This window comes from Streptomyces sp. NPDC025784 (assembly GCF_055558435.1).
Genome location: NZ_JBVHMN010000021.1, coordinates 131,591 through 152,635, shown reverse-complemented (window position 1 = coordinate 152,635; position 21,045 = coordinate 131,591). Strand labels below are relative to the sequence as shown.

The window sequence follows — 21,045 nt, the reverse complement described above, 5'->3', positions numbered from 1 at the left end:
TGAGCGAAGAAAACGCAGGTCAGGGATGGTCACACGTGCGGATCCGGCCGCCACGGGCCACGCTGGAGTCATGACCCAACCCATCGAGCGGCCACCGATCGAAGAGGGCGCCACCGAGATGCGGGGGAACGCGCGGGTCCTGCACTTCCTGCTGCGTCTTCCCCAGCCTGTGGAAAAGGTCTGGGCGGCGCTGGCCACCCCCGCGGGACTGCGCGGGTGGCTGGCCGCCGCCGATCCGTTCGAGCCGCGGCTCGGCGGGGCCGTCACCCTGAGCGGGCTGGGCGCCGGACGGATCACGGCCTGGGACGTGGAGCGCATCGCGGAGTACACCGTCGAGGGGCGCGGCCGGGTCCGGTTCCATCTGGAGCACGGAGTGCCCGACGGCACCACGGTCCGCTTCACCCATGAGACCGAGGCGGAGCGGGACCCGGAGTGGCGGGCCCGCTTCGAGCGCCTGGCCCGGCAGCTCGGCGGCTAGGCCCCGCCGCCTCCCGCCCGCCCCGCCGCCCCTACGACGGCGGCAGGCACTCCTTCGCCGGCGGCTTCCCCTCCGGCCAGGCGATCCGTACGAAACGGGTGCGGCTGTCCGGGGTGAGTTCCACGATCGGCACGGCCTTGTCGTACGGGTTGCCGTGGGCGTCCAGGCAGATCCATCCGCTCGCCCCGTTCACCCGCAGCTGTTTGCCCTTCACCTGCGGCCACTGGAGCCCCACGTCCCGCAGCGCGGGGACCTTGCCGGTCGGTGACGCCCCGCGGATGCCGTGCACCGCCAGCCGCATGGCGTCGTAGGCGATGATCAGCTGGCCGTCGTCCAGGCCGACCTTCCCGATGGGACCGGCCGGCTCGCGCGCGGCACTCGCCAGCAGATCCCGGAGCACCTTCGCGTCGGCCGCGCTGCCGCCGGTCCTCGCGCCGTCCTTCGGCCAGGCGTCCGGGTGGGCGAGCGCCGTGTACCGCACGGTCAGCAGCGGGTCCTTGAGGGCGGCCGGGTCGAGGTCCTTGTCCCCGGCCAGGTACGAGCCCTCGTCGCCGGTGAGGACCGTGAACCGGCGGTCGACGCAGCCGCGTGCCCCCAACGCGTTGATGAACTGCCGCAGTTGGGTGTGCCGTCCGGCGAAGAGGATGGTGTCCGTGGTCTTCGGCGTGTTGCACAGGATGTTGCTGACCTGCGCGAACACATTGGCGGTGCTGCCCTCCTTGCTGCGGTCGGCGGGCGGGGTGAAGGGCTGTGCCTCGTAGCGGGAGCCCTTGAGCATCTTCTCGAAGGACCGCTGGAGGGTGCGTGTGTACGGGTCGCCGGTCCGGTCGTAGACCAGGAACGCGTCGGCGGCCGACACCTTGGCGAACGAGGCGAGGGCGCGGGCCTCGTCGGTGTTGGTGGGGGAGACGCGGGCGAGCCCGGGGAAGGGGTCCTTGCCGTTCTGCCCGTTGGCGAGATCGTCGGCGGTGATCGAGCTGCCGATCACGGGGATGCCCCGGCGGGTCAGCTCCTGGACGGCCTTCTTGTTGTTGTCGGTGCTCAGGCCGACCCCGGTCACCGCGCGCAGCCGGTCGGGGCCCTTCGTCATGCGTTCCAGCTGGTCGACGGTGTGCCGCCAGTGCGCGCCGGTGGCGCCGGGGTTGGCGAGCACCAGCCGGATCTTCGGCTTGAGGCCGGTCGTGTCGTGGTTGGCCTGGTACTGGGCCAGGTAGGCGCCCTGGAGTTCGTGCAGCACGTCGCCGAGGTTGTCCGCGTCGGTCGCGGTGAAGGGTTCGAGCAGGGCGACGGTGACGTAACTGCCGGGGGACAGACGGTGGTTCTCCCGGTTGATCGCCCGGATGGTCTCGGCGAACCGTGGACGGCCGAAGGCGTACGTCGTCCACGAGACGCCCACGCACTCGTCGCTGCCCTTGGGCTGGACGACCCCCGGGGCGCAGGAGCGGTTCTCCTTGGCGGCCGTCATGCCGCCCCACACGCCGAGGCCCACGAGGGCGGCCACGAGCGTCAGCGCGACATACCGGCGGAAACGAATCTCCCAAACGTCTTCGCGCAGCCACGTCCACACGCGCGCCATCACCTGCCTCCGTTCCCGGTCTCGTCGTCGCCCGGGACGCGCAGGGCGCGGCCGGCCGGGGCGTCCGCCGGCCAGTCCCGCGAGGCCCGCCACAGCAGGGCGTTGCCCGCCGGCCGCAGGTTCGACAGCTGCTCCAGCTCGAAGCGCAGCCGCTCGGTCACCTTCGGGTCCGGCAGGACCAGCGGGTCGGTCAGCTGCCAGACGGCGTGCAGCAGCCGCCGTACCCGCAGATGCAGCACGGCGTCCACGCTGTCCGGGGGCTGCTGCGACGCGTCGGTGTGGCCGAGCGCGACGGAGGCCCGGTGGTCGTGGCCGTCGAAGTCCCGGCCGTCCGGGTCGTGCGGGTGGAAGTACGGCGCGGACGCGATGAAGAGCAGCGACGACAGCCAGTCCCGGGTGTCGGTGCGCGGGAAGGTGTCGCGCAGATGAGCCACCGCGGAGTCGGCCTCGCCCAGGGCGAGTTCGTGGTGCAGCCGGTAGCGGGCCGTGTCCTGCGCGGCCGTCTCGCCGGTGTCCTGGTAGTGGTCGACGAGGGTGCGGTGCACGGCCCGCCAGCGCGCGTGGTCCGGGTCGGTGTGGTGCAGCCGCAGCAGGAGCAGGGCGCGCAGGAAGGGGTCTCCGACGAACTGTCCCGCGGCCGTCGGCCAGCCTTCCGCGGTGAGCCGCTCCTCCAGGTCGAGGACGCCCGACGCGCCGAATTCCTCGGGGAGTTGGGCCTCGGCGAGCACGCACGCCGAGTCGCGGTCGTGCGCCGCGGCGAGCACGGTCAGCTCGTCGAGCCGCCCGCCGGGCACCAGGTGGGCGAGGAGCTCTTGATAGGTGGGGCGGCCGTCCCGGTCCTCGTGCAGGACGACGTCGGCGGTGAGCAACTGGCCCAGGGAGTCGGCACCTTGGGGCAGGTTCTGGCGTGCCGAGCCGGCGAGCAGGGTGATGCCGAGGGGGCTGCCGCCGGTCAGCCGGTGAGTGGCGTGCGGGAGGTGCGGGGGCACGTCCGCGGCGCCGGGTGCCGGGGACGGGCCCTGGGCGACGGTGTCGACGATGTGCAGTGTGTCGTCGGGCGTCAGCGGCGGCAGCGAGACGAGCAGCGCGCGCGAGGACGGTGAGGTGCCCGGCTCCCAGCCGCTCTCCCGGGCCGCCTCGGGGAGGGTGCGGCGGCCCGCGTTGCGCAGGGCGGGGTGGGCGTAGCCGCGCAGCGCCGCGCAGAAGACGACCTGGTCGGTGATGCCCTCGGCGCGGTCGCGCAGGACCGGCTCCAGCAGGCCGAGGCCCGCCGGTTCCTGGACGTTGTCGATGAGGACGACGGGGCGCCCGCGCCGGTGCGAACGCTGCATGACGCCGGAGTAGGCGTCGTCGAGGTCGGCGAGCAGGGCCCGTACGAGATGGCGTTCGGCGTGCCGGAGCGAGTCGCCGCCCGCCCGGAAGTGCCGGGACAGCAGGATGAGGGCCAGCTTGGGACTGCCGCCCGCGTTCGGGTAGTCCCGGTACCAGGTGGCGGCCTTGCGCAGCCGGCGGTGGGCCGGGGCGACGCCCTCGGCGAACGCCTCCAGGGTCGCCTCGATGATCGGTTCCACCACCGGGCCGGTGCCGCTCATCGAGGCGACGAGCTTGGAGACGACCTTGCTCACCCAGCGGCCGGCGAAGCCCGACAGCCATGTGCCGGTCTCGTTGAGCAGCAGGATGCGTTCCGCCTCCTGCCGGATGCGCGGCACGTCGCGGTTGCTCCAGCCGCCCGCGGCCACGGCGAGCAGCCCCGCCGCCAGTCTCGGAAAACCGATCCGCCCGGCGCCCGTCACCGGCTCGGCGAGCTGTTCGGCGACCGTGGTGAGCGCCTGTCCGACCGGTGACCAGGACTCCGCCGGACGCTCGGGCGGCGGGGCGGCGAACTGGCGGTCCTCGCCGTCGATCAGCGCGACGGGCGTGTGCCCGCGGTAGGCGTCGCGCAGCTCCCGCAGCACGGCGCTCTTGCCGAGCCCGCGCCCGCCCGCGAACACCACGAAGGGCAGTTCGCCGGGGTGTTCGTACGGCGTCGAGCGGAGTTGGTACGGACGCAGACCGACGAGCCGGGACGCGAGTCCGGGCGGATCGGTGTCGAACAGCGCTCCCCGGCCGTGCAGCCCTGTGTGCACCGCATCTCCCCCTGGCGCGGTCCGGTCCGATGTGCTGCTGTGAGGTGTATCAACACCAGTGTAAAAAGGGGGAGTTGGTTCGGGATAGGGCGCACGGTGTCCGTTGGGTTACGAAAAGTGTCCGCCGGTCAGCCGACTGTGATCGAGTTCAGCTTCTCGCGCAGGTAGACGTGCGAGTCGACGGGCTCGTACACGACACGGCCCACGGGCGCGGGGACGGACTCGACGAGCGTCCCCGGCGTGCACTCGCCGAAGTAGACCAGCGACATCAGCTCCTCCGCCGGTGCGTCCGAGGGCGGCGGCAGCACCCGGTGGCGCCCCGAACGCCACCGGTCGCCCGTCCAACGGGCCATCAGATCGCCGATGTTGATGGTGAACGCCGCCGGGTCGAAGGGCGCGTCCTGCCAGCCTCCCTCGTCCGTGTGCACCTGGAGACCGCCCCGGCCCGCCTGCCGGTCGAGGATCGTGACCGTGCCGAAGTCGGTGTGCGGGCCGATGCGGAACTGGCCCGGCTCGGGCTCGCCGAGCACCTCCGTCCCCGGATACCAGTTGATGTTGAAGCCGTACGTCGGGTGCTCCATGTGCCGGGTGAAGAAGTCCGGTGCCAGCCCGAGGGCCTCACCGAGCAGGACGAGCAGCCGGTTCTCCAGCTCGCCCATCCTTGCCAGGTACTCCTCGCACAGCTCCCGCAGCTCCGGGACCTCGGACGGCCAGACGTTCGGCGCGTACCACTCGGCGTTGACCTCGGGGTCCTCGAAGGGTTCGTGCGTGGCGAAGGTCAGCGACTCCTTGAGGTCGGGCGGTGTCTCGGTGCCCTCCGCGTAGGCGTTGGCCTCGGCGCCGGGGCCGAGCCAGCCGCGCCCCCCGACCCGGGCGGCGTACGGCTGCTTCACGGCGGTGGGCAGGGTGAAGAAGGCGCGGGCGGCGGTGCGGATGCGGGCGCGCAGCGCCGGGTCGACGCCGTGCCCGGTGACCAGGAGGAAGCCCGCGGTGCGGAGGGCGTCGTCGACGGTGCGGGCGGTGGCGGCGCGGGCGTCCGGGTCGCCGGAGAGCCAGGGCCGCAGGTCGATGGTGGGGATGCGGGGGCCGGCCGGGGCCTTCGGGTCAGTCACCGATGTCCTCGTTCCACAGTGCGGGGTCGTCCTCGATGAAGGCGCGCATCAGCGCGGTGCACTCCGGGTCGTCCAGCACGACGATCTCCACACCGTGCCCGGCGAGCCAGTCGTGGCCGCCGTGGAAGGTCTCCGCCTCGCCGACGACGACCCGGGAGATGCCGAACTGCCGGACCAGGCCGCTGCAGTACCAGCACGGCGAGAGCGTGGTCACCATGGTCGTCCCGCGGTAGGACCGCTGCCGTCCCGCGGCCCGGAAGGCGGCCGTCTCGGCGTGCGCCGAGGGGTCGCCGTCCTGGACCCGACGGTTGTGGCCGCGGCCCAGCAGGGTGCCGTCCGCGCCGTACAGTGCCGCCCCGATGGGGATGCCGCCCTCGGCGAGCCCGGCGCGGGCCTCCGCGAGGGCGACGGCGAGCCACGCGCGCGCCCGTGCCTGATCGATGCGCTCCATGCCCCCACTCTCCTGTGGCCGGAACGCCGGGGCAACGACGCGGCGCGCCGCCGGCCGCGCCGCGCCGCGGTCGCGCGGTGCCGCCGGTCGCACCACGCCGCCGGTCGCACCGCGTCCTCGCCGTCAGGCCGGTGAGCCGGCCGCGGACCGTCCTCAGTCGCGGTCGAGGCGGGTGATGCCGGCCGTGGTCTTCTGACCGACCTCGACCGCGGGCTCCACACCCTCCGGGAGGTAGATGTCGACGCGCGAGCCGAAGCGGATCAGGCCGATCCGCTCGCCCTGCTCGACCTTGGTGCCCTCGGGGACGTAGGGCACGATGCGGCGGGCCACCGTGCCGGCGATCTGGATCATCTCGATGTCACCGAGCTCGGTGTCGAAGTGCCAGACGACGCGTTCGTTGTTCTCGCTCTCCTTGTTGAACGCCGGAACGAACCCGCCGGGGACATGCTCGACCGACGTCACCGTGCCGGACAGCGGCGCGCGGTTGACATGGACGTTGAGCGGGCTCATGAAGATCGCGACGCGGGTGCGTCCGTCCTTCCACGGCATGACGCTCTGCACCACACCGTCGGCGGGCGAGATGACCCGGCCCGGCGCGATCTCGCGCTCGGGGTCGCGGAAGAACCACAGCATGCCGGCCGCGAGCGCGGTGGCGGGTACGGCCACGGCCTTGGCGGCGCCGGAGCGGCGCGCGCGGACGAGACTGAGCGCCGCGGTGGCCACGGTCGGGACGAGCCACGGCGATGCTCCACGCGCGAGACGCATCGGACGGGCACCGGCAGGAACGGACACGAGAACTCCTGAGCATGAGGTTCGGACGGGGTTTCCATGCTGCCGTGTTCCCCGCGGGCCGAGGCTCCACCTGCGTGACGGTGTCGGGCCCTCCCGGAGGCCGACCGCGCGGTGGCCCCCTCGTCCCCGGGGTGGACGGCGGCGGAAGCAGCCTTCCACCCGGGGGAGTACGGCGCGAACCCGCCCGGCCGCGTGACGCGGGCCGCCAGGCCGTTCGACAGCCGGGCGGGCCGCGGTCAGCGGTCGCGGGACCGCGCGTACTGCCGGGCCAACGCGTCGAAGGACTCCTTCGGTTCCCAGTGCCAGCCGGACTCCGGGTCGCCCGGACGGTTCTCGATCGGTTTGACGAGGCCGTAGCTCGCCATGTCGAGGTCGTGGCGCGGGTCGTGCGGGCGGTGCGGGGCGTCCGGGGAGACGAAGGTGTACGCCATCGCCGAGTACAGCCCCATCGACTCGAACACCGCCAGCACGTCCGTCAGGTACGCGGCCTGGGCGCGTTCGCTGCGCACCAGGCCCTTTTGCACCTCGGGCGGCTCCTTCGTGCGGTCGACGACGTCCCAGCCCATGCCGCCCAGTTCCGGCGCGCCCCGGAAGGTGCAGCAGCCGAACTCCATGACGGCGACGGGCTTGCCGAACCGGCGGTAGCGGGCCAGGTCGCGGACGTACTGGTCGCGCCGCCCGAAGAAGCCGTAGTAGTCGAGGCCGACGAGGTCGAACTGCCGCCAGTCCACGTCCTCGTCCTGCGCGGCGGCGTACGTCAGCCGTCCGCCGAAGACGGACCGGCCGGTCGACGCGGCCCGCGCCGTGAACCGGCGCAGCTCCCGTGCGGTGCGTACGGGGTCGTAGTTGCCCTTGAGCAGGTTCTCCACCCGTTCCAGGATGTTCGCGCCGGGCACGATCCCGGGCACGTACAGCAGGAATTCACAGCCCACGCTGAGGTGCACCCGGGCGCCCTGGCGGCGCAACCGCTCGGCGAAGGCGCCGGTCTCCGCGAGGTGGTCGAGGATGTCCCGCTCGGGCACGTCCCCGAGGGTGGGTTCGAGCCAGACGCCCAGCCCGCGCTCCGCCGCCTCGCCCGCGGTGGCGGTGAGCCGCTCGACGCCGTCTCCGGTCACCTTGACGGAGTCGGCGTGCAGATCGCGGGCGACGGCCCGCAGATCCGCGCGCATCCGCCGAGCACTCCACCCGGTCGCGGGTGTCTCGCCCTCCCCGACCTCGTACACCACTCCCCGGTACGACAGTCCGCGCCCCCGCCGGCCCGCTGTCGCGGCCGGGTCCGCCGCGGCCGCCCGGGCCTGTCCCGCGGCCCCCGCCGACAGCGCCGCCGCACCCCCGGCCCCCGCGGCCAGTCCCAGGAACCGTGCCCTGCTGATCCCCCGCGTTCCCATCGCGCCTCCCGATGCCCTTGGTCGTGCACCCAGTCTGGGAACCGTCCGGGGCGCCCGTCGTCGGCCGATGGTCTACGGAGGCGGTCCGAAGGGATGAGACGTGACCGAGCGATGCCCGTCGATGGAGGGCAGATCGATCTCCGGGATCGGCCGGACCGCCCGGCCGGCGCCGAGGCGCCACCGGTCGAGGCAACGCGGAAGCCCCGGACCAGAGGCCCGGGGCGGGTACCGCCGCTCGCTTCGGACGGGTGTCAGCTCGGGCTCTGGGCCCGGCGGCGGCGTACGACGAGGAGTGCGCCCGCCCCCGTGACCACCGCCGCGGCTGCCGCGCCCGCGAGCGGCAGCGTCGAGGAGCCGGTCTCCGCCAGGTTCCCGCCGTTCGTCGTCGCCCCGTCGCCGCCGGTCGACGACGATCCGCCCGTCGACGACGATCCGCCGGTCGAACCGTCGGAGCCATTGGTCGAGCTGCCGGTCGAGCCGGTGGAGCCATTGGTCGACCCGCCCGTCGAGCCCCCGCCCGTGACGTCCAGCGTGATGTCGGCCTTGTCGTTGGCCTTGTTGGGGTCGAACGGCCGCGGCTCGGTGCTCAGCGCCACCGAACCCTTGGCGCCCGCCACCCGCTTGTCGATCTTCAGCTCGAAGGTGTAGGTCTCCCCGCTGCCCTCGTACAGGGACCGCATGCCGCAGGAGTACCGCTTGCCCTCGACCCGGCAGAACTGGCCGCGCTTGACGACCGACGTTCCGGCGGGAGGCGTGACTTTGACACTGACGGACCGATCGCCCGGCCTGGGCTGCCACCAGGCGGGCCCGGCGTTGGTGAACGACACCTTCATCGTCACCGTGTCACCGACGCTCCCCTTCAACGCGGCGCCCGTCACCTGGTAGTCGGCCGTGTTGACGGCGGTCACGGGCACATCGACGACGCGTGCGGACCCCGCGCCCCCGGCCGGTCCCTCGATCAGTTTCACCGCCGGTGCGGTTCCCTGCACCGGCGGATAGCCGTTCTCGTCGACCCCGGGATCGGCGTCCCCGACCCGCAGGAGCAGCCCATCGTTGAGCGCGCGGTCCAGCACCTTCACGCGGAGAGGCTTCTCCAGCGTGTAGACGGCGCCCGGCTCCACCGCCTGGTCGAACGCGCACGCCGCGATCCACCTCTCGGGCATCTCGTCGTAGGACCGGACATGCTGGACCCGGCAGTTGGAGGGAACCTCCGCGAAGTCGAGTCCCCGGGTGACGCCGTAGGAGACCCACACCTTCTCGGCCGCCACGGTGCCCTTGTTCGCCACGGTGACCGGCACATCGAAGACGCTCCCCGGTTTCACCCCGCCGATCGGCTTGACGCCTCCGACGACCAATTCGGGTGCGCTCTCATCGCCGAAGGCGGCGGGAGCCGCGGCCAGCATGATCAGGCCGGCAGCGCCGAGGGCGGCGACTGCGGCACCGGAGGTGCGACGGTTGCGTGGGGGCATCGGCATGGAGGGAACCTCTGTCGGGACGCGGGCGAACGAACGGTGTCTTCCGGGAGAACTGCCCTGCGATCGCTAGACTTCTGCCGGTCCCGAACGGTTGCACGTCCGGTGCCTTCTTCGCCTCGCGATGCTCTCCTGCGTTCCCGTCCTCTTCGAGGCTCTCGAACCCGTGCGGTCGCCCCGTCGCCGGCATCGGACCCGGGCCGGTCCGATGCCGCCGACCCGGCCGACCGGGTCCGCCCTCGGCGCGGAGCTCAGTCGGCCACCCTCAGGAGCAGCTTTCCGGTGCTGGTCCGGGACCCCATTAGCCGGTGCGCCTCCGGCGCGTCCTTCAGCGGGAACTCCGCCGTCACCGGCAGGGACACCGTGCCGTCGACGACGGTACGGAAGGCCTTCTGGGCGATCTCGCGGAGTGCGGCGGGGGCCGTCCGGGCCAGGCCGAGGATGGAGAAGCCCGCGACGGACAGGCCGGTGGGGTAGAGCTCGGGCTGGCCCACCGTCCAGGGTTCCGCGCCGCCCGCGTTCCCGTAGGAGACCAGGCGGCCGAAGGGGGCCAGGGAGGCGAGGCTGCCGCGCAGGGTGTCGCCGCCGACCGGGTCCAGGGCCAGGTCGACGCCGCGGCCGTCGGTCGCCGCGCGGACCTCGTCGGTGAAGGAGCCCACGAAGACCTCGTCGTAGCCCTGTTCGGCGGCGTACTCCGCCTTGGCGGCGGCCGACACCACGCCGTACACCGTCCCGGCGCCCGCCGCCTTCGCCAGCTGTCCCAGGACGGTTCCGACACCGCCCGCCGCGCCCTGCACGAGCACGGTCTCGCCGGGCTGCAGCCGGCCGACGGTGTGCAGCAGGGCGTAGGCGGTCGGCAGGACCGTGGGGAGGGTGGCGCCGGTGCGCAGGTCGACCCCGGCCGGGAGCGGGAACACGGTGACCGCGTCGGCCACGGTCACGTCCGCGTACGCGCCGCCCTCCGTCAGCGCGGCGACCTCCTGACCGACGGTCAGTCCCTCGACGCCGGCCCCGACCGCTCTGATCCGGCCGGACACCTCCAGTCCGGGCACGAACGGGAGGCCCGGCACCCGGTAGCCCTCGGACCTCGCCTTCAGGTCGGCGAAGTTCACGCCGGTGTACGCGACGTCGATGCTCACCTGCCCGGGTCCCGGCTCCGGGACCTTCGCCTCCACGACCCTGAGGACCTCGGGACCGCCGTACTCCTCGAACTCGACCGCGCGCATGGCACACCCCTCCGCGAGTGTTCAACAAAAAGCGAACACTCGGGAGTGTATGGTTTTCATCGAACACTCTGCAAGGGGCGACGAGGGGAGCACGGCGTGGCACAGCGGACCGGCACCAGTCATCGGGCCGCGCCCGAGCACACCCATCCGGACCAGGTCTCGGTGCAGACCGCCCTGGCCGCCCTCGCCGACCCCGTACGCATCATGTTGGTGCGCGAGTTGGCCGACTCGGCGGAGTGGAGCCGCAGTTGCGGCAGCTTCGACGTGCCCGTCGGCAAGGCGGCCCTCAGCCACCACTTCGCGGTGCTGCGCGGCGCGGGACTCGTGGAGCAGCGCGACGAGGGACCCAAGCGCGTCAACCGCCTGCGCCGCGACGAGTTCGACACCCGCTTCCCCGGCCTTCTCGCGCTCGTCCTGCGGGACGCTCAGGACGGCTGAGGCGCACCGGGGTGCCGCCCCTGTCCGGGCGGTGGGCCCGTGACGACGGGTGGCGGGGGTGTCGCGCCGACGGGTTCGGCCGGTTCCAGGACCGCGTAGTCCGCGAAATGGCGCCGGTAGCGCGTGTGCCGGGTGTCCTGGGTGTGCAGGCGCTGCCACTCCTCGACCTCGGCCGGGTCCGGGCGCGGGCCGGACCCCGCGCCGCAGTCGGCCTCGTCCCCCGAGACGCAGCGCGCCTCGTACTCCGGCTCCGCCGTCGTGTCCTGCACGATCGCGTACGGCACGTACCGGAAGACGCGGCGCCTGTCCGTGGCCTTCGCGGAACGGGCGTTGGCGGCCCGCACGCCCGCGCCGAGCCGCTCCTCCGGCGTCGCCGGCCGGATCAGCGCCGGGTCCGCCTCCCACTCCCGGCCGCCGCCGACGGGCCGCAGCATCGCGTACGGGCCCGCCTGGCCGCGGTATTCGCCCACCCTGCCCGTCCGCGGGTCGTGGACGATCGTTCCCGGTTCCCACTGCTTCGCCTGCCCGGCCATGTCCGCTCCACACCGTTCGGTCACCCTGTGTGTATCGAGCGTCGCGGAGGGGAACGGTCGGTATCAATGCCGGACGCGTGACAGTGGCCCACTGTCACGGAGGGGGACGCCGTGAGCCGACGCAACGCGGAGGGAGGGGCGGCGGCCAGTACCGCCGCCGTGTTCGGCGAGGTGCTGAAGCACTTCCGCGAGGCCGCGCTCCTCACCCAGGAAGGCCTCGCGCGCGAGATCCCCTGCGACCGGTCCCACGTGGCCCGTGTCGAGGCGGGGACGCGGGTGCCGCAGGACACGTTCGCCAAGCGGTGCGACGAACTGCTGGGATCGGGCGGGGTGTTGACGCGGCTGTGGAGTCGCATCGACTGGTATCCGCAGGTGGAGCATCCGGACTGGTTCCGGCGCCGGGCGGAGATGGACGCGGTGGCGGTCGCCCTGCGTGCCTATCAAGAACGCGTCGTTCCAGGCCTGTTGCAGACGGAGGACTACGTACGGGCTCTGTACGGACGCCGCCTCACGAGCGCGGAAGAAGTGGAGGAGCGGGTGAGGGCCCGGCTCAGTCGGCAACAGCGCTTCCTGGACGTCGACGGCCCCTACTACGCCGTCGTGCTGGACGAGAGCTGCCTGCGCAACGTGGTGGGAAGCGCGACGGTCATGCGGGACCAGTGCGCGCACCTGCTGCGCGTCGGCGGCCACCCGAACATCCACATCCAGGTCGCCCCGGCGGGCCTCGGCGGAGTCGTGCGCCCCAACGCCTCGATGTCGCTGATCAGGCTGCCCGACGGGCACGAGTGGGTCTACTCGGAATCCCTGGACCGCGGTCATTTCAGCGACGATCCGGCCGTCTGCGCGCGACACGGCCAGACCTATGATGTGCTCAGGGCGGACACTCCGTCAGCTCGCGAGTCCGCCGCTCTGATCGGCGACGCGATGGAGGGGTACCAGCACCATGGGCAGCCACGAGCCGCACGCGGAGACCTGGATCAAGAGCAGCTACAGCGGCGACAACGGCGGCGACTGCGTAGAAGTGGCCCCCGCTACCCCCGGTCTCGTCCCCGTCCGTGACAGCAAGACCCCTGACGGTCCTGTCCTGCTGATCACCCGGACCGCGTGGGCGGCGTTCACCGCGGCGCTGCGCTGACCGACCGCCAGATCCGTTCCGGGAGGACCCGCGCCGCCTCGTCGAGGTCCACCTCGTCGATGCCCGACAGCCAGCGGCGGGCGACGGCGACGACGGGCCCGAGGACCGGTGATTCGACGAGGGCCGGCGGGAGTGCGGCGACCTCGCCGGACTCGATGGGGGTGCTCATCCACGCGGCGAAGGGGGACAGCCGGGGCGTCGATGCCCGAGCGGGCGGTGCCGGAGTCGCGCACGGACCGCCGCCGCTCCGTCTGCGCCGGAGCACGGGGGACAGGGGTACGCGGCAGGCGGCCGCCGGCCCACGCGTCACCGCTGTCGGAGCCACCGCGGCGACCGGCGCCGGGCCCCGACGAGGACTCATCGACGCCCCCGATGGGGCCATCGGCAGGACGCCCCACTGGCCCGTGGCCCCACCCCGGCACCCGCTCCTACCTTCGTGTCCATGACCTCCAAGAGCGCACTCGAGAACAAGGGCACCGCCCAGCTCACCGCCGCCATGATGCTCTCCGGGACCCTCGGCGTCTTCGTCGTGGAGTCCGGAGCCTCGCCCTTCAACGTGGTCTTCTTCCGTGTGCTCTTCGGGGCGCTCGCCCTAGGCGGCTACGCCCTCGCCCGCGGCTACTTCCGCGGCCACGGCTTCACCCCGCGCACCCTCGGACTCGCCGCCCTCGGCGGGGTGTTCATCGTCTTCAACTGGGTCCTGCTCTTCCAGTCGTACGAGAACACCTCGATCTCCGTCGCCACGGTGGTCTACCACACCCAGCCGTTCTACGTGGTCCTGCTGGGCGCCCTGCTCTTCCGCGAGCGGCTCACCGCCTCGAAGATCGGCTGGGTCGCGGTCGCCTTCGCGGGACTCGTCCTCGTCTCGGGCGTCACCCCCGCCGACTTCACCAGCGGCGGCACCTACCTCCTCGGTGTCGGCCAGGCCCTCCTCGCCGCGCTGCTGTACGGCCTGTCCACACTGGTCACCAAGCGCATCACGGGCGTCCGCCCGCACCTCATCGCCCTCGTCCAGGTCCTCGTCGGCATCCCGCTGCTGCTGCCCTTCGCCGACTTCGGCGCCATGCGGGGCACCGGCGCCGACTGGGGCTGGCTGGTCGGCCTCGGCATCATCCACACGGGCCTGATGTACGTGCTGATGTACGCGGCGTACGCCAAGCTCCCCACCGCGAAGATCGCCGTGCTGGCCTTCACCTACCCGGCCGTCGCCATGGTCATGGACTGGGTGGTCTACGGGCACCACATCGGGCTCGTGCAGGCCCTCGGCGTCCCGCTGATCGTGACCGCGAGCCTGCGGGTCACCCTTCCTCGGACACCAGCCGCCGCGCCTGCTCCACGAACAGCCGCACATGACCGGGAAGCCGCTTCCCGGCCCGCCACGCCAGTTGCGTCCGAAGCGTGAACGGCGCCTCCCACGGCAACCGCACCAGCGTTCCCTCCGCGAGTTCCGCGGCGACCGTCACCTCGGGCAGCAACGCGATCCCGAGACCGGCCGCCGCGGCTCGCTTGGTCGCCTCGATCGTGCCGAACTCCGTGAAGGACACCCCGGAGTCCGCCGGTTCGACGGAGTTGAGCTCCCTTTCGAACAAGTCCCGGTAGGCGCAGCCCGGTTCGGTCGCCAGCAGCGACTGCCCGACGAGATCCGCGGTCCGCGCGGCCCGCGCCCCCGCGAGGGCGTGGCCCGGCGCCGCCACCAGCGCCAGCGGCTCCACCGCCAGCACCGCGACGTCCAGCCCCGCGTGCCGGGTCTCCTCCTCCATCAGGAAGCCCACGTCGTACGCGCCCTGCCGCAATGCCTGACGGGTCTCGTCCCCGATCGTCGTGCGCAGCGACAGCCGCACCCCCGGGTAGCGGTGGTGGAACAGCTCCAGCAGGGGCAGCAGCCGGTACGAGGTCAGCGACTCCATGGTGCCGACGGTCAGCGCACCGGAGGGCTCCTCGGCGCCCACGACCGCGGCCCGGGCCTCCTCGGTCAGCTCGATGATCTGCCGGGCGTAGGGCAGCAGCCGCTCACCGGACTCCGTCAGCCGGATACGGCTGCCCAGCCGGTCGAACAGTTCCGTGCCCAGCGAGGACTCCAGCGAACGGATCTGACCGGTCACGCTGGACTGGGCGTACTTCAGCTCGGCGGCTGCCTGCGTGAAGCTCAGTACCGTCGCGACCTTCTCGAAGGTGACCAGCAGCCGCAGTTCCATCAGCCGTCCTTCGGTTCCTCGCCGTGCTCACGGCGGCGCAGCTCCTCCTCGCGGCGCCGCAGGTCCGCCTCCCAGTCCTTCAGGAGCGCCTCGTCCTTGGTGTTCTCCGCCTTCAGGGACTTGAGGAACTCGGGATTGTCGTCCGGGGCGACGTACTGGGTGCGGGCGTTGCGGTGCCACTCCGACGGGGTGGAACCGCCCACCGGGGCCCGGCGGGTCTTGCCGGCCACCAGCCAGGCGATGGGCCCGACCAGCACCTCGCCGAAGAGCAGGATGATGATCACCCACACCACCTTCGGCAGGCCCCGGACCTCTTCCTCCGGCGTGTTCAGACAGTCGATGAACGCGTAGATCCACAGCGCCAGGACCAGAAGGAACGGCAGATACCTGACCATGCCCGAACGTACCCCCAGTGAGCAGTTGCGGGGCGGCACAGGGGCCCCGGTGACGGGCACAGGGTAGCCGGTGGCCGATACTTGGACACATGGCTTACGACGATCTTCGCTCCCTGCTCCGGGCGCTGGAGCGCGAGGGCGACCTCAAGCGCATCAAGGCCGAGGTCGACCCGTATCTGGAGGTCGGGGAGATCGTCGACCGGGTGCAGAAGTCCGGCGGGCCCGCGCTGCTCTTCGAGAACGTGCGCGGCTCCGCGATGCCCCTCGCGATGAACGTCTTCGGGACCGACCGGCGGCTGCTGAAGGCCCTCGGGCTGAAGTCGTACGAGGAGATCTCCGACAAGATCGGCGGACTGCTCAGGCCGGAACTGCCGCACGGCTTCGTCGGGGTGCGTGAGGCCTTCGGGAAGCTCGGCGCGATGACCCACGTGCCGCCGAAGAAGGTCAAGGACGCGCCGGTGCAGGAGGTGGTGCTGCGCGGCGACGACGTCGACCTCGACACCCTTCCGGCCCTGTTCACCTGGCCGCAGGACGGCGGCTCGTTCTTCAACCTGGGGCTCACGCACACCAAGGACCCGGAGAGCGGCATCCGCAATCTCGGGCTGTACCGGCTCCAGCGTCACGACAAGCGCACCATCGGCATGCACTGGCAGATCCACAAGGACAGCCGGAACCACTACCAGGTCGCGGCCCGCCGCGGCGAGCGGCTCCCGGTCGCGATCGCCTTCGGGTGCCCGCCGGCCGTGACGTACGCCTCGACCGCCCCGCTGCCCGGTGACATCGACGAGTACCTCTTCGCCGGGTTCATCCAGGGCAAGCGGATCGAGATGGTCGACTGCAAGACCGTGCCGCTCCAGGTCCCGGCGCAGGCCGAGGTCGTCCTGGAGGGGTGGCTGGAGCCGGGCGAGATGCTCCCGGAGGGGCCGTTCGGCGACCACACCGGGTTCTACACCCCGCAGGAGCCCTTCCCGGCCCTCACCATCGACTGCGTCACCATGCGCAAGAGGCCGCTGCTCCAGTCGATCGTGGTCGGCCGTCCGCCCACCGAGGACGGGCCGCTCGGCCGGGCGACGGAGCGGTTCTTCCTGCCCCTGCTGAAGATCATCGTGCCGGACATCGTGGACTACCACCTGCCCGAGGCGGGTGGCTTCCACAACTGCGCGATCGTCTCGATCGACAAGAAGTACCCCAAACATGCCCAGAAGGTGATGCACGCCGTCTGGGGCGCCCACATGATGTCCCTCACCAAACTCATCGTGGTCGTCGACGCGGACTGCGACGTGCACGATCTGCACGAGGTCGCCTGGCGGGCGCTGGGCAACACGGACTACGCCCGCGACCTCAGCGTCGTCGAAGGCCCGGTCGACCATCTCGACCACGCCTCCTACCAGCAGTTCTGGGGCGGCAAGGCGGGCATCGACGCGACGAAGAAGTGGCCCGAGGAGGGCTACACCCGGGACGGAGGCTGGCCCGAGATGGTCCTCTCCGACCCGGAGACGGCGGCGAAGGTCGACCGCCGCTGGAAGGAGTACGGCCTGTGAGTTCAGCTTCCGCGGCGATCCCGCAACCGGGCCGCACCAAGGCGTTCCTGCGTCTCGTGATGATCGAGCACTCGGTGTTCGCGCTGCCCTTCGCGTACATCGCCGCCCTCACCGCGATGTTCCAGTGGGACAAGAACATCCACTGGGGCCGGCTGCTGCTGGTCACCGTCTGCATGGTGGGTCTGCGGACCTTCGCGATGGCGGTCAACCGGATCATCGACCGGGAGATCGACGCCCGCAACCCGCGCACCGCCCACCGCGAGCTCGTCACCGGCGCGATGTCGGTCAAGCACGCCTGGACGGGCGCCCTCATCGCGGTCGTGATCTTCCTGGGCTCGGCGGCGCTGCTCAACCCGCTCTGTCTCGCGCTCGCCCCCGTCGCGGTGATCCCGATGGTGGTCTACCCCTACGGCAAGCGGTTCACGAACTTCCCGCAGGCCATCCTCGGCCTCGCCCAGGCCATGGGCCCGGTCGGCGGCTGGCTCGCGATCACCGGCGAATGGTCCTGGGAGGCCGTCGTCCTCGGTCTCGCCGTCGGCATCTGGATCGGCGGCTTCGACCTGATCTACGCGTGCCAGGACGTCGAGACGGACCGTGAGATCGGCGTCATGTCGGTGCCGGCGCGCTTCGGTATCCCGGCCGCGATCTGGGGTGCGCGCGGCTGCCACGCCGTCACCACGGGCCTGTTCGTCTGGTACGCCGTCGCCACCGGCGCCGGCGCGTTCTTCTGGCTCGGCCTGGTGATCGTGGCGGGCGCCTTCCTCTACGAGCACTCCATCGTCAAGCCGCACGACCTGTCCCGCCTGAACCGCGCGTTCTTCAGCGTCAACGGATTCATCGGCATCGCCCTGTTCGTCTGCGCCCTGCTCGATCTGCTGGTGCGCGGGCTCACGGTCTGAAACCGGGCAGTGGCCGGATAGGCTCGACATCATGAAGCCAGGACAGACGCAGCGCCGGCCTTGGATCGTGGGGGTGTCGGGCGCCTCCGGTACGCCGTACGCCGCCGCGGTGCTGCGTGCGCTCCTGGCGGCCGGGGAGAGCGTCGACCTGGTCGTCAGCAGGGCCTCGCGGCTCACACTGCTCGACGAGACCGGCCTGCCCTTCCGGGACGCCCACTGGCAGGACGACCTGCGCGCATGGCTGGCCCGGGGCGCCGACGGCAAGCCCGGCACCTTCGACGTGAGCGTCGACGGCGTACGCCACTGGAGCGCGGGCGACCTCGCGGCGGGCCCCTCGTCGGGCTCGTACCCGGCGAAGGGCATGCTCATCGTGCCCGCCTCGACCGCCTGTGTGGCGGGGGTCGCCCTCGGCCTCTCCAAGGACCTGCTGCAACGCGCCGCGAGCGTCACGCTCAAGGAGTCGCGCAAGCTGGTCGTCGCCGTCCGGGAGACCCCGCTGAACGCCCAGACGCTGCGGCACCTGGTCTCCCTGGACGACGCGGGCGCCACCGTGCTGCCGGCCTCACCGGCCTTCTACGCGGGGGCCACGCACATCCAGGACCTGGTGGACTTCGTGGCCGGCCGGGTCCTCGACGCGGCGGGCGTGGAACACGGCCTGTACCGCCGGTGGGAGGGCGAACTCGGCGGCGGCTCCCGCGGCGGCGCCACCTGAGACGGCCGCACCACCCACGCGGCAGGCTCAGGCACCTCACTTCGGACGGTACGACTCGGTCGGATCAGCACGGACAGCGCGGCACGGACGGTTCACACCAGGCGGTTCGTTCGGCACAGACGGATCAGCACAGACGGATCAGCGCAGGCAGTTCAGTACAGGCAGTTCGGTTCAGGACTTTTCAGAACTCTTCAGCGGAAGGCTATCGATCGCATGGACGCGGTGGACAGGCAGCTCATCCAGGCCCTGAGGGAGAACGGCCGGGCCTCCTACGCGGAGCTGGGGCGCCTCGTCGGTCTGTCGGGACCCAGCGTCACCGACCGCATCAACCGGCTGGAGGCGGCCGGTGTCATCACCGGTTACCGCGCGACGGTCGACTCGGCCTCGCTCGGCCTCGGCGTCACCGCCCTGATCGGCATCTCGCTCTCCGACGCCGCCGACCACGAGGACGTGGCCCGCCGGCTGCGGGATCTCGGCGAGATCGAGGACTGCTGGTTCATCGCGGGCGACGACTCCTTCATGCTCAAGGTGCGGTCGAGCGACGTGGACGGCCTGGAGAAGACCATCCGGCGCCTGTCGGGCACCAAGGGCGTCTCCCGCACCCGTACGACCATCGTCCTCTCCACGAAGTGGGAGAACCGGGTGGGCGAGCTGCCCGAGGAGCAGTAGGGCACGAAGCACCTGGTGGGGGCCGCTCCCGCCGCGAAGTCGGGGGAGTACGGTTGTCACGGTTCGTCACGAGGAGAGGTAAGAGCATGGACGTCGGGCTCAAGCGCGAGCTGGAGGACAAGGTCCGGGCCGGTGAGCGGCTGACCCGCGAGGACGGCATCGCGCTGTACGAGTCGGACGATCTGGCCTGGCTCGGCGGGCTCGCCCACGAGGTGCGCACCCGCAAGAACGGCGACGTGGTCCACTTCAACGTCAACCGTCACCTCAACATGACGAACGTGTGCACCGCGTCCTGCGCGTACTGCTCGTTCCAGCGCAAGCCGGGGGAGAAGGACGCCTACACGATGCGCATCGAGGAGGCCGTCCGCCTCGCCAAGGCGATGGAGAGCGAGAACCTCACCGAGCTGCACATCGTCAACGGGCTGCACCCGAACCTGCCCTGGCGCTACTACCCGCGGTCGCTCAGCGAGCTGAAGAAGGCCCTGCCCGACGTCTCGCTGAAGGCCTTCACCGCCACGGAGATCCGCCACTTCGAGACGATCTCCGGGCTGTCCGCCTCGGAGATCCTCGACGAGCTGATCGACGCCGGTCTGGAGTCCCTCACCGGCGGCGGCGCCGAGATCTTCGACTGGGAGGTCCGGCAGCACATCGTCGACCACCGCACCCACTGGGAGGACTGGTCGCGCATCCACCGGCTCGCGCACGAGAAGGGTCTGAAGACCCCGTGCACGATGCTGTACGGGCACATCGAGGAGCCCCGCCACCGCGTCGACCACGTGCTGCGCCTGCGTGAGCTCCAGGACGAGACGGGCGGCTTCCAGGTCTTCATCCCGCTGCGCTACCAGCACGACTTCGTCGACATGAAGGACGGCAAGGTCCGCAACCGTCTCCAGGCGCGCACCCAGATGGCGACCGGGGTCGAGGCGCTGAAGACCTTCGCCGTGTCCCGTCTCCTCTTCGACAACGTGCCGCACGTCAAGGTGTTCTGGGTGATGCACGGCGTGCAGACCGCGCAGCTCGCCCTCCAGCACGGCGCCGACGACATGGACGGCTCGGTCGTCGAGTACAAGATCACCCACGACGCGGACAACTACGGCACGCCGAACAAGCTGACCCGTGAGGACCTCCTCGACCTGATCCGCGACGCGGGCTTCCGCCCGGTGGAGCGGAACACCCGGTACGAGATCATCCGCGAGTACGACGGTCCCGACCCGGCGCGCCGCGAGTCGCCCCAGCCGATGCGGGTGTGACACGCACGTGGCACTGACCTTCGAACTGGATCCCGCGACGACCCCCGCCCTGCGGGACGAACTGCTGGACCTGTGGGTGGACGTCACGAACGCCGGCGGCTCCGTCGGCTTCGTGCCGCCCGTCGCCCGGGACGACATACGGCCCGAACTCCTGAAGCACCTCGTCGCCATGGCGGAGGGCCGCACCCGGCTGCTGGTCGGCCGGGACGAGGACGGCACCGTCGCCGCGACGGCGTTCCTCACGCACAACGCCCACCGGCTCATGCGGCACTGGGTGTGGCTGTACACGGTGATGGTGCACCCGCGTCACCAGGGCAAGGGGTACGGGCGCGACCTGCTGGCCGCCGCCGAGGACGCCGCGTATCGCCTCGACGGCGTCGAGGCGATACGGCTGACCTGCCGCGGCGGCCTCGGTCTGGAGAACTTCTACGCCTCCTGCGGCTACAAGGAGGTCGGCCGGGTCCCCGAGGCCATCCGGGTCGCGCCCGGCGACGACCGGGACGACATCACGATGCTGCGGCCCTTGTCGCGGATCGCGGCCTGAGACGGACCCCCCGGAAAGATCGCCGTCCGCCCGTGCTTCACTGGACGGTGACCTTTGGGATGTTTTCCCGGGTTCCGGGCCCAGCCCGGGCCGGGAGGACGCCCTCGGAACGG

General features: G+C 71.7%; 21 protein-coding genes and 2 pseudogenes. 11 read left to right on the top strand and 12 right to left on the bottom strand.

All coding sequences use genetic code 11. The features are described from left to right. Positions 1–70: 70 nt before the first annotated feature. Positions 71–478: an SRPBCC domain-containing protein gene (locus tag ACZ4IF_RS36255; RefSeq protein WP_467570854.1), complete on the top strand. Its 408-nt coding sequence runs from the start codon at positions 71–73 to the stop codon at positions 476–478. A 31-nt stretch (positions 479–509) separates the two neighbouring features. On the opposite strand, the gene ACZ4IF_RS36250 is transcribed toward ACZ4IF_RS36255, so the two are convergent. The 8 genes from ACZ4IF_RS36250 to ACZ4IF_RS36215 all read right to left on the bottom strand — a co-directional run bounded on the left by ACZ4IF_RS36250 (position 510) and on the right by ACZ4IF_RS36215 (position 10,621). Then, positions 510–2,054 carry a hypothetical protein gene (locus ACZ4IF_RS36250; RefSeq protein ID WP_467570851.1) on the bottom strand — a complete coding sequence of 515 codons (1,545 nt, stop codon included), beginning with the start codon at positions 2,052–2,054 and terminating at the stop codon, positions 510–512. Beyond that, on the bottom strand, positions 2,054–4,180 hold the full coding sequence (locus ACZ4IF_RS36245) for a hypothetical protein (protein WP_467570848.1): 2,127 nt from the start codon (positions 4,178–4,180) through the stop codon (positions 2,054–2,056). Before ACZ4IF_RS36245 ends, ACZ4IF_RS36250 begins: the two co-directional genes overlap by 1 nt. 128 nt (positions 4,181–4,308) lie before the next feature. Further along, positions 4,309–5,292: an isopenicillin N synthase family dioxygenase gene (locus ACZ4IF_RS36240; RefSeq protein ID WP_467570845.1), complete on the bottom strand. Its 984-nt coding sequence runs from the start codon at positions 5,290–5,292 to the stop codon at positions 4,309–4,311. Then, a complete protein-coding gene (locus ACZ4IF_RS36235; RefSeq protein ID WP_467570842.1) occupies positions 5,285–5,743 on the bottom strand; it encodes a nucleoside deaminase in 459 nt (152 codons plus the stop codon). Before ACZ4IF_RS36235 ends, ACZ4IF_RS36240 begins: the two co-directional genes overlap by 8 nt. Positions 5,744–5,896: 153 nt before the next feature. Beyond that, the gene (locus tag ACZ4IF_RS36230) at positions 5,897–6,508 is read right to left on the bottom strand and encodes a phosphatidylserine decarboxylase (protein ID WP_467570952.1); all 612 of its coding nucleotides are present in this window, start codon (positions 6,506–6,508) and stop codon (positions 5,897–5,899) included. A 263-nt stretch (positions 6,509–6,771) separates the two neighbouring features. Then, positions 6,772–7,923, bottom strand: coding sequence for an abortive phage infection protein (locus ACZ4IF_RS36225; protein WP_467570839.1), 1,152 nt, complete (start codon positions 7,921–7,923; stop codon positions 6,772–6,774). A gap of 251 nt (positions 7,924–8,174) precedes the next feature. Beyond that, positions 8,175–9,398, bottom strand: a complete 1,224-nt coding sequence (locus ACZ4IF_RS36220) for an LPXTG cell wall anchor domain-containing protein (RefSeq protein ID WP_467570836.1) — start codon at positions 9,396–9,398, stop codon at positions 8,175–8,177. A gap of 248 nt (positions 9,399–9,646) precedes the next feature. Beyond that, complete coding sequence (locus tag ACZ4IF_RS36215; RefSeq protein WP_467570833.1) at positions 9,647–10,621, bottom strand: quinone oxidoreductase family protein; 975 nt, start codon at positions 10,619–10,621, stop codon at positions 9,647–9,649. Positions 10,622–10,717: 96 nt separating this feature from the next. Here ACZ4IF_RS36215 and ACZ4IF_RS36210 point away from each other — a divergent pair, with 96 nt between their 5' ends. Next, on the top strand, positions 10,718–11,059 hold the full coding sequence (locus ACZ4IF_RS36210) for an ArsR/SmtB family transcription factor (protein WP_467570830.1): 342 nt from the start codon (positions 10,718–10,720) through the stop codon (positions 11,057–11,059). An 83-nt stretch (positions 11,060–11,142) separates the two neighbouring features. Here the strand turns inward: ACZ4IF_RS36210 and ACZ4IF_RS36205 are convergent. Then, positions 11,143–11,592, bottom strand: a pseudogene (locus ACZ4IF_RS36205) (DUF7848 domain-containing protein); the annotation flags it as partial. A gap of 111 nt (positions 11,593–11,703) precedes the next feature. On the opposite strand from ACZ4IF_RS36205, the gene ACZ4IF_RS36200 reads away from it, so the two are divergent. After that, positions 11,704–12,651 (top strand): helix-turn-helix domain-containing protein, encoded by a 948-nt coding sequence (locus ACZ4IF_RS36200; protein WP_467570827.1) that lies wholly within the window; start codon positions 11,704–11,706, stop codon positions 12,649–12,651. Next, positions 12,614–12,727, top strand: coding sequence for a DUF397 domain-containing protein (locus ACZ4IF_RS36195; protein WP_324608134.1), 114 nt, complete (start codon positions 12,614–12,616; stop codon positions 12,725–12,727). The genes ACZ4IF_RS36200 and ACZ4IF_RS36195 overlap by 38 nt, the downstream gene beginning before the upstream one ends. On the opposite strand, the pseudogene ACZ4IF_RS36190 reads toward ACZ4IF_RS36195, so the two are convergent. Further along, positions 12,708–12,881, bottom strand: a pseudogene (locus ACZ4IF_RS36190) (TetR/AcrR family transcriptional regulator); the annotation flags it as partial. The gene ACZ4IF_RS36195 and the pseudogene ACZ4IF_RS36190 sit on opposite strands and share 20 nt — an antisense overlap. Positions 12,882–13,169: 288 nt before the next feature. Between ACZ4IF_RS36190 and ACZ4IF_RS36185 the strand changes: the two are divergent. Then, positions 13,170–14,129, top strand: a complete 960-nt coding sequence (locus ACZ4IF_RS36185; RefSeq protein ID WP_426680180.1) for a DMT family transporter — start codon at positions 13,170–13,172, stop codon at positions 14,127–14,129. On the opposite strand, the gene ACZ4IF_RS36180 is transcribed toward ACZ4IF_RS36185, so the two are convergent. Together ACZ4IF_RS36180 and ACZ4IF_RS36175 are read right to left on the bottom strand one after the other, a co-directional pair. Next, the gene (locus ACZ4IF_RS36180; RefSeq protein ID WP_467570823.1) at positions 14,026–14,922 is read right to left on the bottom strand and encodes a LysR family transcriptional regulator; all 897 of its coding nucleotides are present in this window, start codon (positions 14,920–14,922) and stop codon (positions 14,026–14,028) included. The genes ACZ4IF_RS36185 and ACZ4IF_RS36180 overlap by 104 nt on opposite strands. Next, positions 14,922–15,317, bottom strand: a complete 396-nt coding sequence (locus tag ACZ4IF_RS36175; protein WP_467570820.1) for a PLD nuclease N-terminal domain-containing protein — start codon at positions 15,315–15,317, stop codon at positions 14,922–14,924. Before ACZ4IF_RS36175 ends, ACZ4IF_RS36180 begins: the two co-directional genes overlap by 1 nt. 89 nt (positions 15,318–15,406) lie before the next feature. On the opposite strand from ACZ4IF_RS36175, the gene ACZ4IF_RS36170 reads away from it, so the two are divergent. From ACZ4IF_RS36170 to ACZ4IF_RS36145, 6 genes are all read left to right on the top strand, one after another. Next, a complete protein-coding gene (locus ACZ4IF_RS36170) occupies positions 15,407–16,858 on the top strand; it encodes a menaquinone biosynthesis decarboxylase (RefSeq protein ID WP_359503050.1) in 1,452 nt (483 codons plus the stop codon). Then, on the top strand, positions 16,855–17,757 hold the full coding sequence (gene mqnP, locus ACZ4IF_RS36165; protein ID WP_028805062.1) for a menaquinone biosynthesis prenyltransferase MqnP: 903 nt from the start codon (positions 16,855–16,857) through the stop codon (positions 17,755–17,757). The genes ACZ4IF_RS36170 and mqnP overlap by 4 nt, the downstream gene beginning before the upstream one ends. Positions 17,758–17,788: 31 nt before the next feature. Further along, a complete protein-coding gene (locus ACZ4IF_RS36160; protein WP_467570815.1) occupies positions 17,789–18,469 on the top strand; it encodes a UbiX family flavin prenyltransferase in 681 nt (226 codons plus the stop codon). A gap of 213 nt (positions 18,470–18,682) precedes the next feature. Beyond that, complete coding sequence (locus ACZ4IF_RS36155; protein WP_095935880.1) at positions 18,683–19,138, top strand: Lrp/AsnC family transcriptional regulator; 456 nt, start codon at positions 18,683–18,685, stop codon at positions 19,136–19,138. A gap of 86 nt (positions 19,139–19,224) precedes the next feature. After that, on the top strand, positions 19,225–20,388 hold the full coding sequence (gene mqnE, locus ACZ4IF_RS36150) for an aminofutalosine synthase MqnE (protein WP_467570812.1): 1,164 nt from the start codon (positions 19,225–19,227) through the stop codon (positions 20,386–20,388). A 7-nt stretch (positions 20,389–20,395) separates the two neighbouring features. Further along, the gene (locus ACZ4IF_RS36145; protein WP_467570809.1) at positions 20,396–20,932 is read left to right on the top strand and encodes a GNAT family N-acetyltransferase; all 537 of its coding nucleotides are present in this window, start codon (positions 20,396–20,398) and stop codon (positions 20,930–20,932) included. Positions 20,933–21,045: the final 113 nt, after the last annotated feature.

Coding starts and splice junctions, on each gene's coding strand:
- ACZ4IF_RS36255 (WP_467570854.1), top strand. CDS start 71: ATGACCCAACCCATCGAGCGGCCACCGATCGAAGAGGGCGCCACCGAG.
- ACZ4IF_RS36250 (WP_467570851.1), bottom strand. CDS start 2,054: ATGGCGCGCGTGTGGACGTGGCTGCGCGAAGACGTTTGGGAGATTCGT.
- ACZ4IF_RS36235 (WP_467570842.1), bottom strand. CDS start 5,743: ATGGAGCGCATCGATCAGGCACGGGCGCGCGCGTGGCTCGCCGTCGCC.
- ACZ4IF_RS36230 (WP_467570952.1), bottom strand. CDS start 6,508: ATGCGTCTCGCGCGTGGAGCATCGCCGTGGCTCGTCCCGACCGTGGCC.
- ACZ4IF_RS36225 (WP_467570839.1), bottom strand. CDS start 7,923: ATGGGAACGCGGGGGATCAGCAGGGCACGGTTCCTGGGACTGGCCGCG.
- ACZ4IF_RS36220 (WP_467570836.1), bottom strand. CDS start 9,398: ATGCCGATGCCCCCACGCAACCGTCGCACCTCCGGTGCCGCAGTCGCC.
- ACZ4IF_RS36215 (WP_467570833.1), bottom strand. CDS start 10,621: ATGCGCGCGGTCGAGTTCGAGGAGTACGGCGGTCCCGAGGTCCTCAGG.
- ACZ4IF_RS36185 (WP_426680180.1), top strand. CDS start 13,170: ATGACCTCCAAGAGCGCACTCGAGAACAAGGGCACCGCCCAGCTCACC.
- ACZ4IF_RS36180 (WP_467570823.1), bottom strand. CDS start 14,922: ATGGAACTGCGGCTGCTGGTCACCTTCGAGAAGGTCGCGACGGTACTG.
- ACZ4IF_RS36175 (WP_467570820.1), bottom strand. CDS start 15,317: ATGGTCAGGTATCTGCCGTTCCTTCTGGTCCTGGCGCTGTGGATCTAC.
- ACZ4IF_RS36170 (WP_359503050.1), top strand. CDS start 15,407: ATGGCTTACGACGATCTTCGCTCCCTGCTCCGGGCGCTGGAGCGCGAG.
- ACZ4IF_RS36160 (WP_467570815.1), top strand. CDS start 17,789: ATGAAGCCAGGACAGACGCAGCGCCGGCCTTGGATCGTGGGGGTGTCG.
- ACZ4IF_RS36155 (WP_095935880.1), top strand. CDS start 18,683: ATGGACGCGGTGGACAGGCAGCTCATCCAGGCCCTGAGGGAGAACGGC.
- mqnE (WP_467570812.1), top strand. CDS start 19,225: ATGGACGTCGGGCTCAAGCGCGAGCTGGAGGACAAGGTCCGGGCCGGT.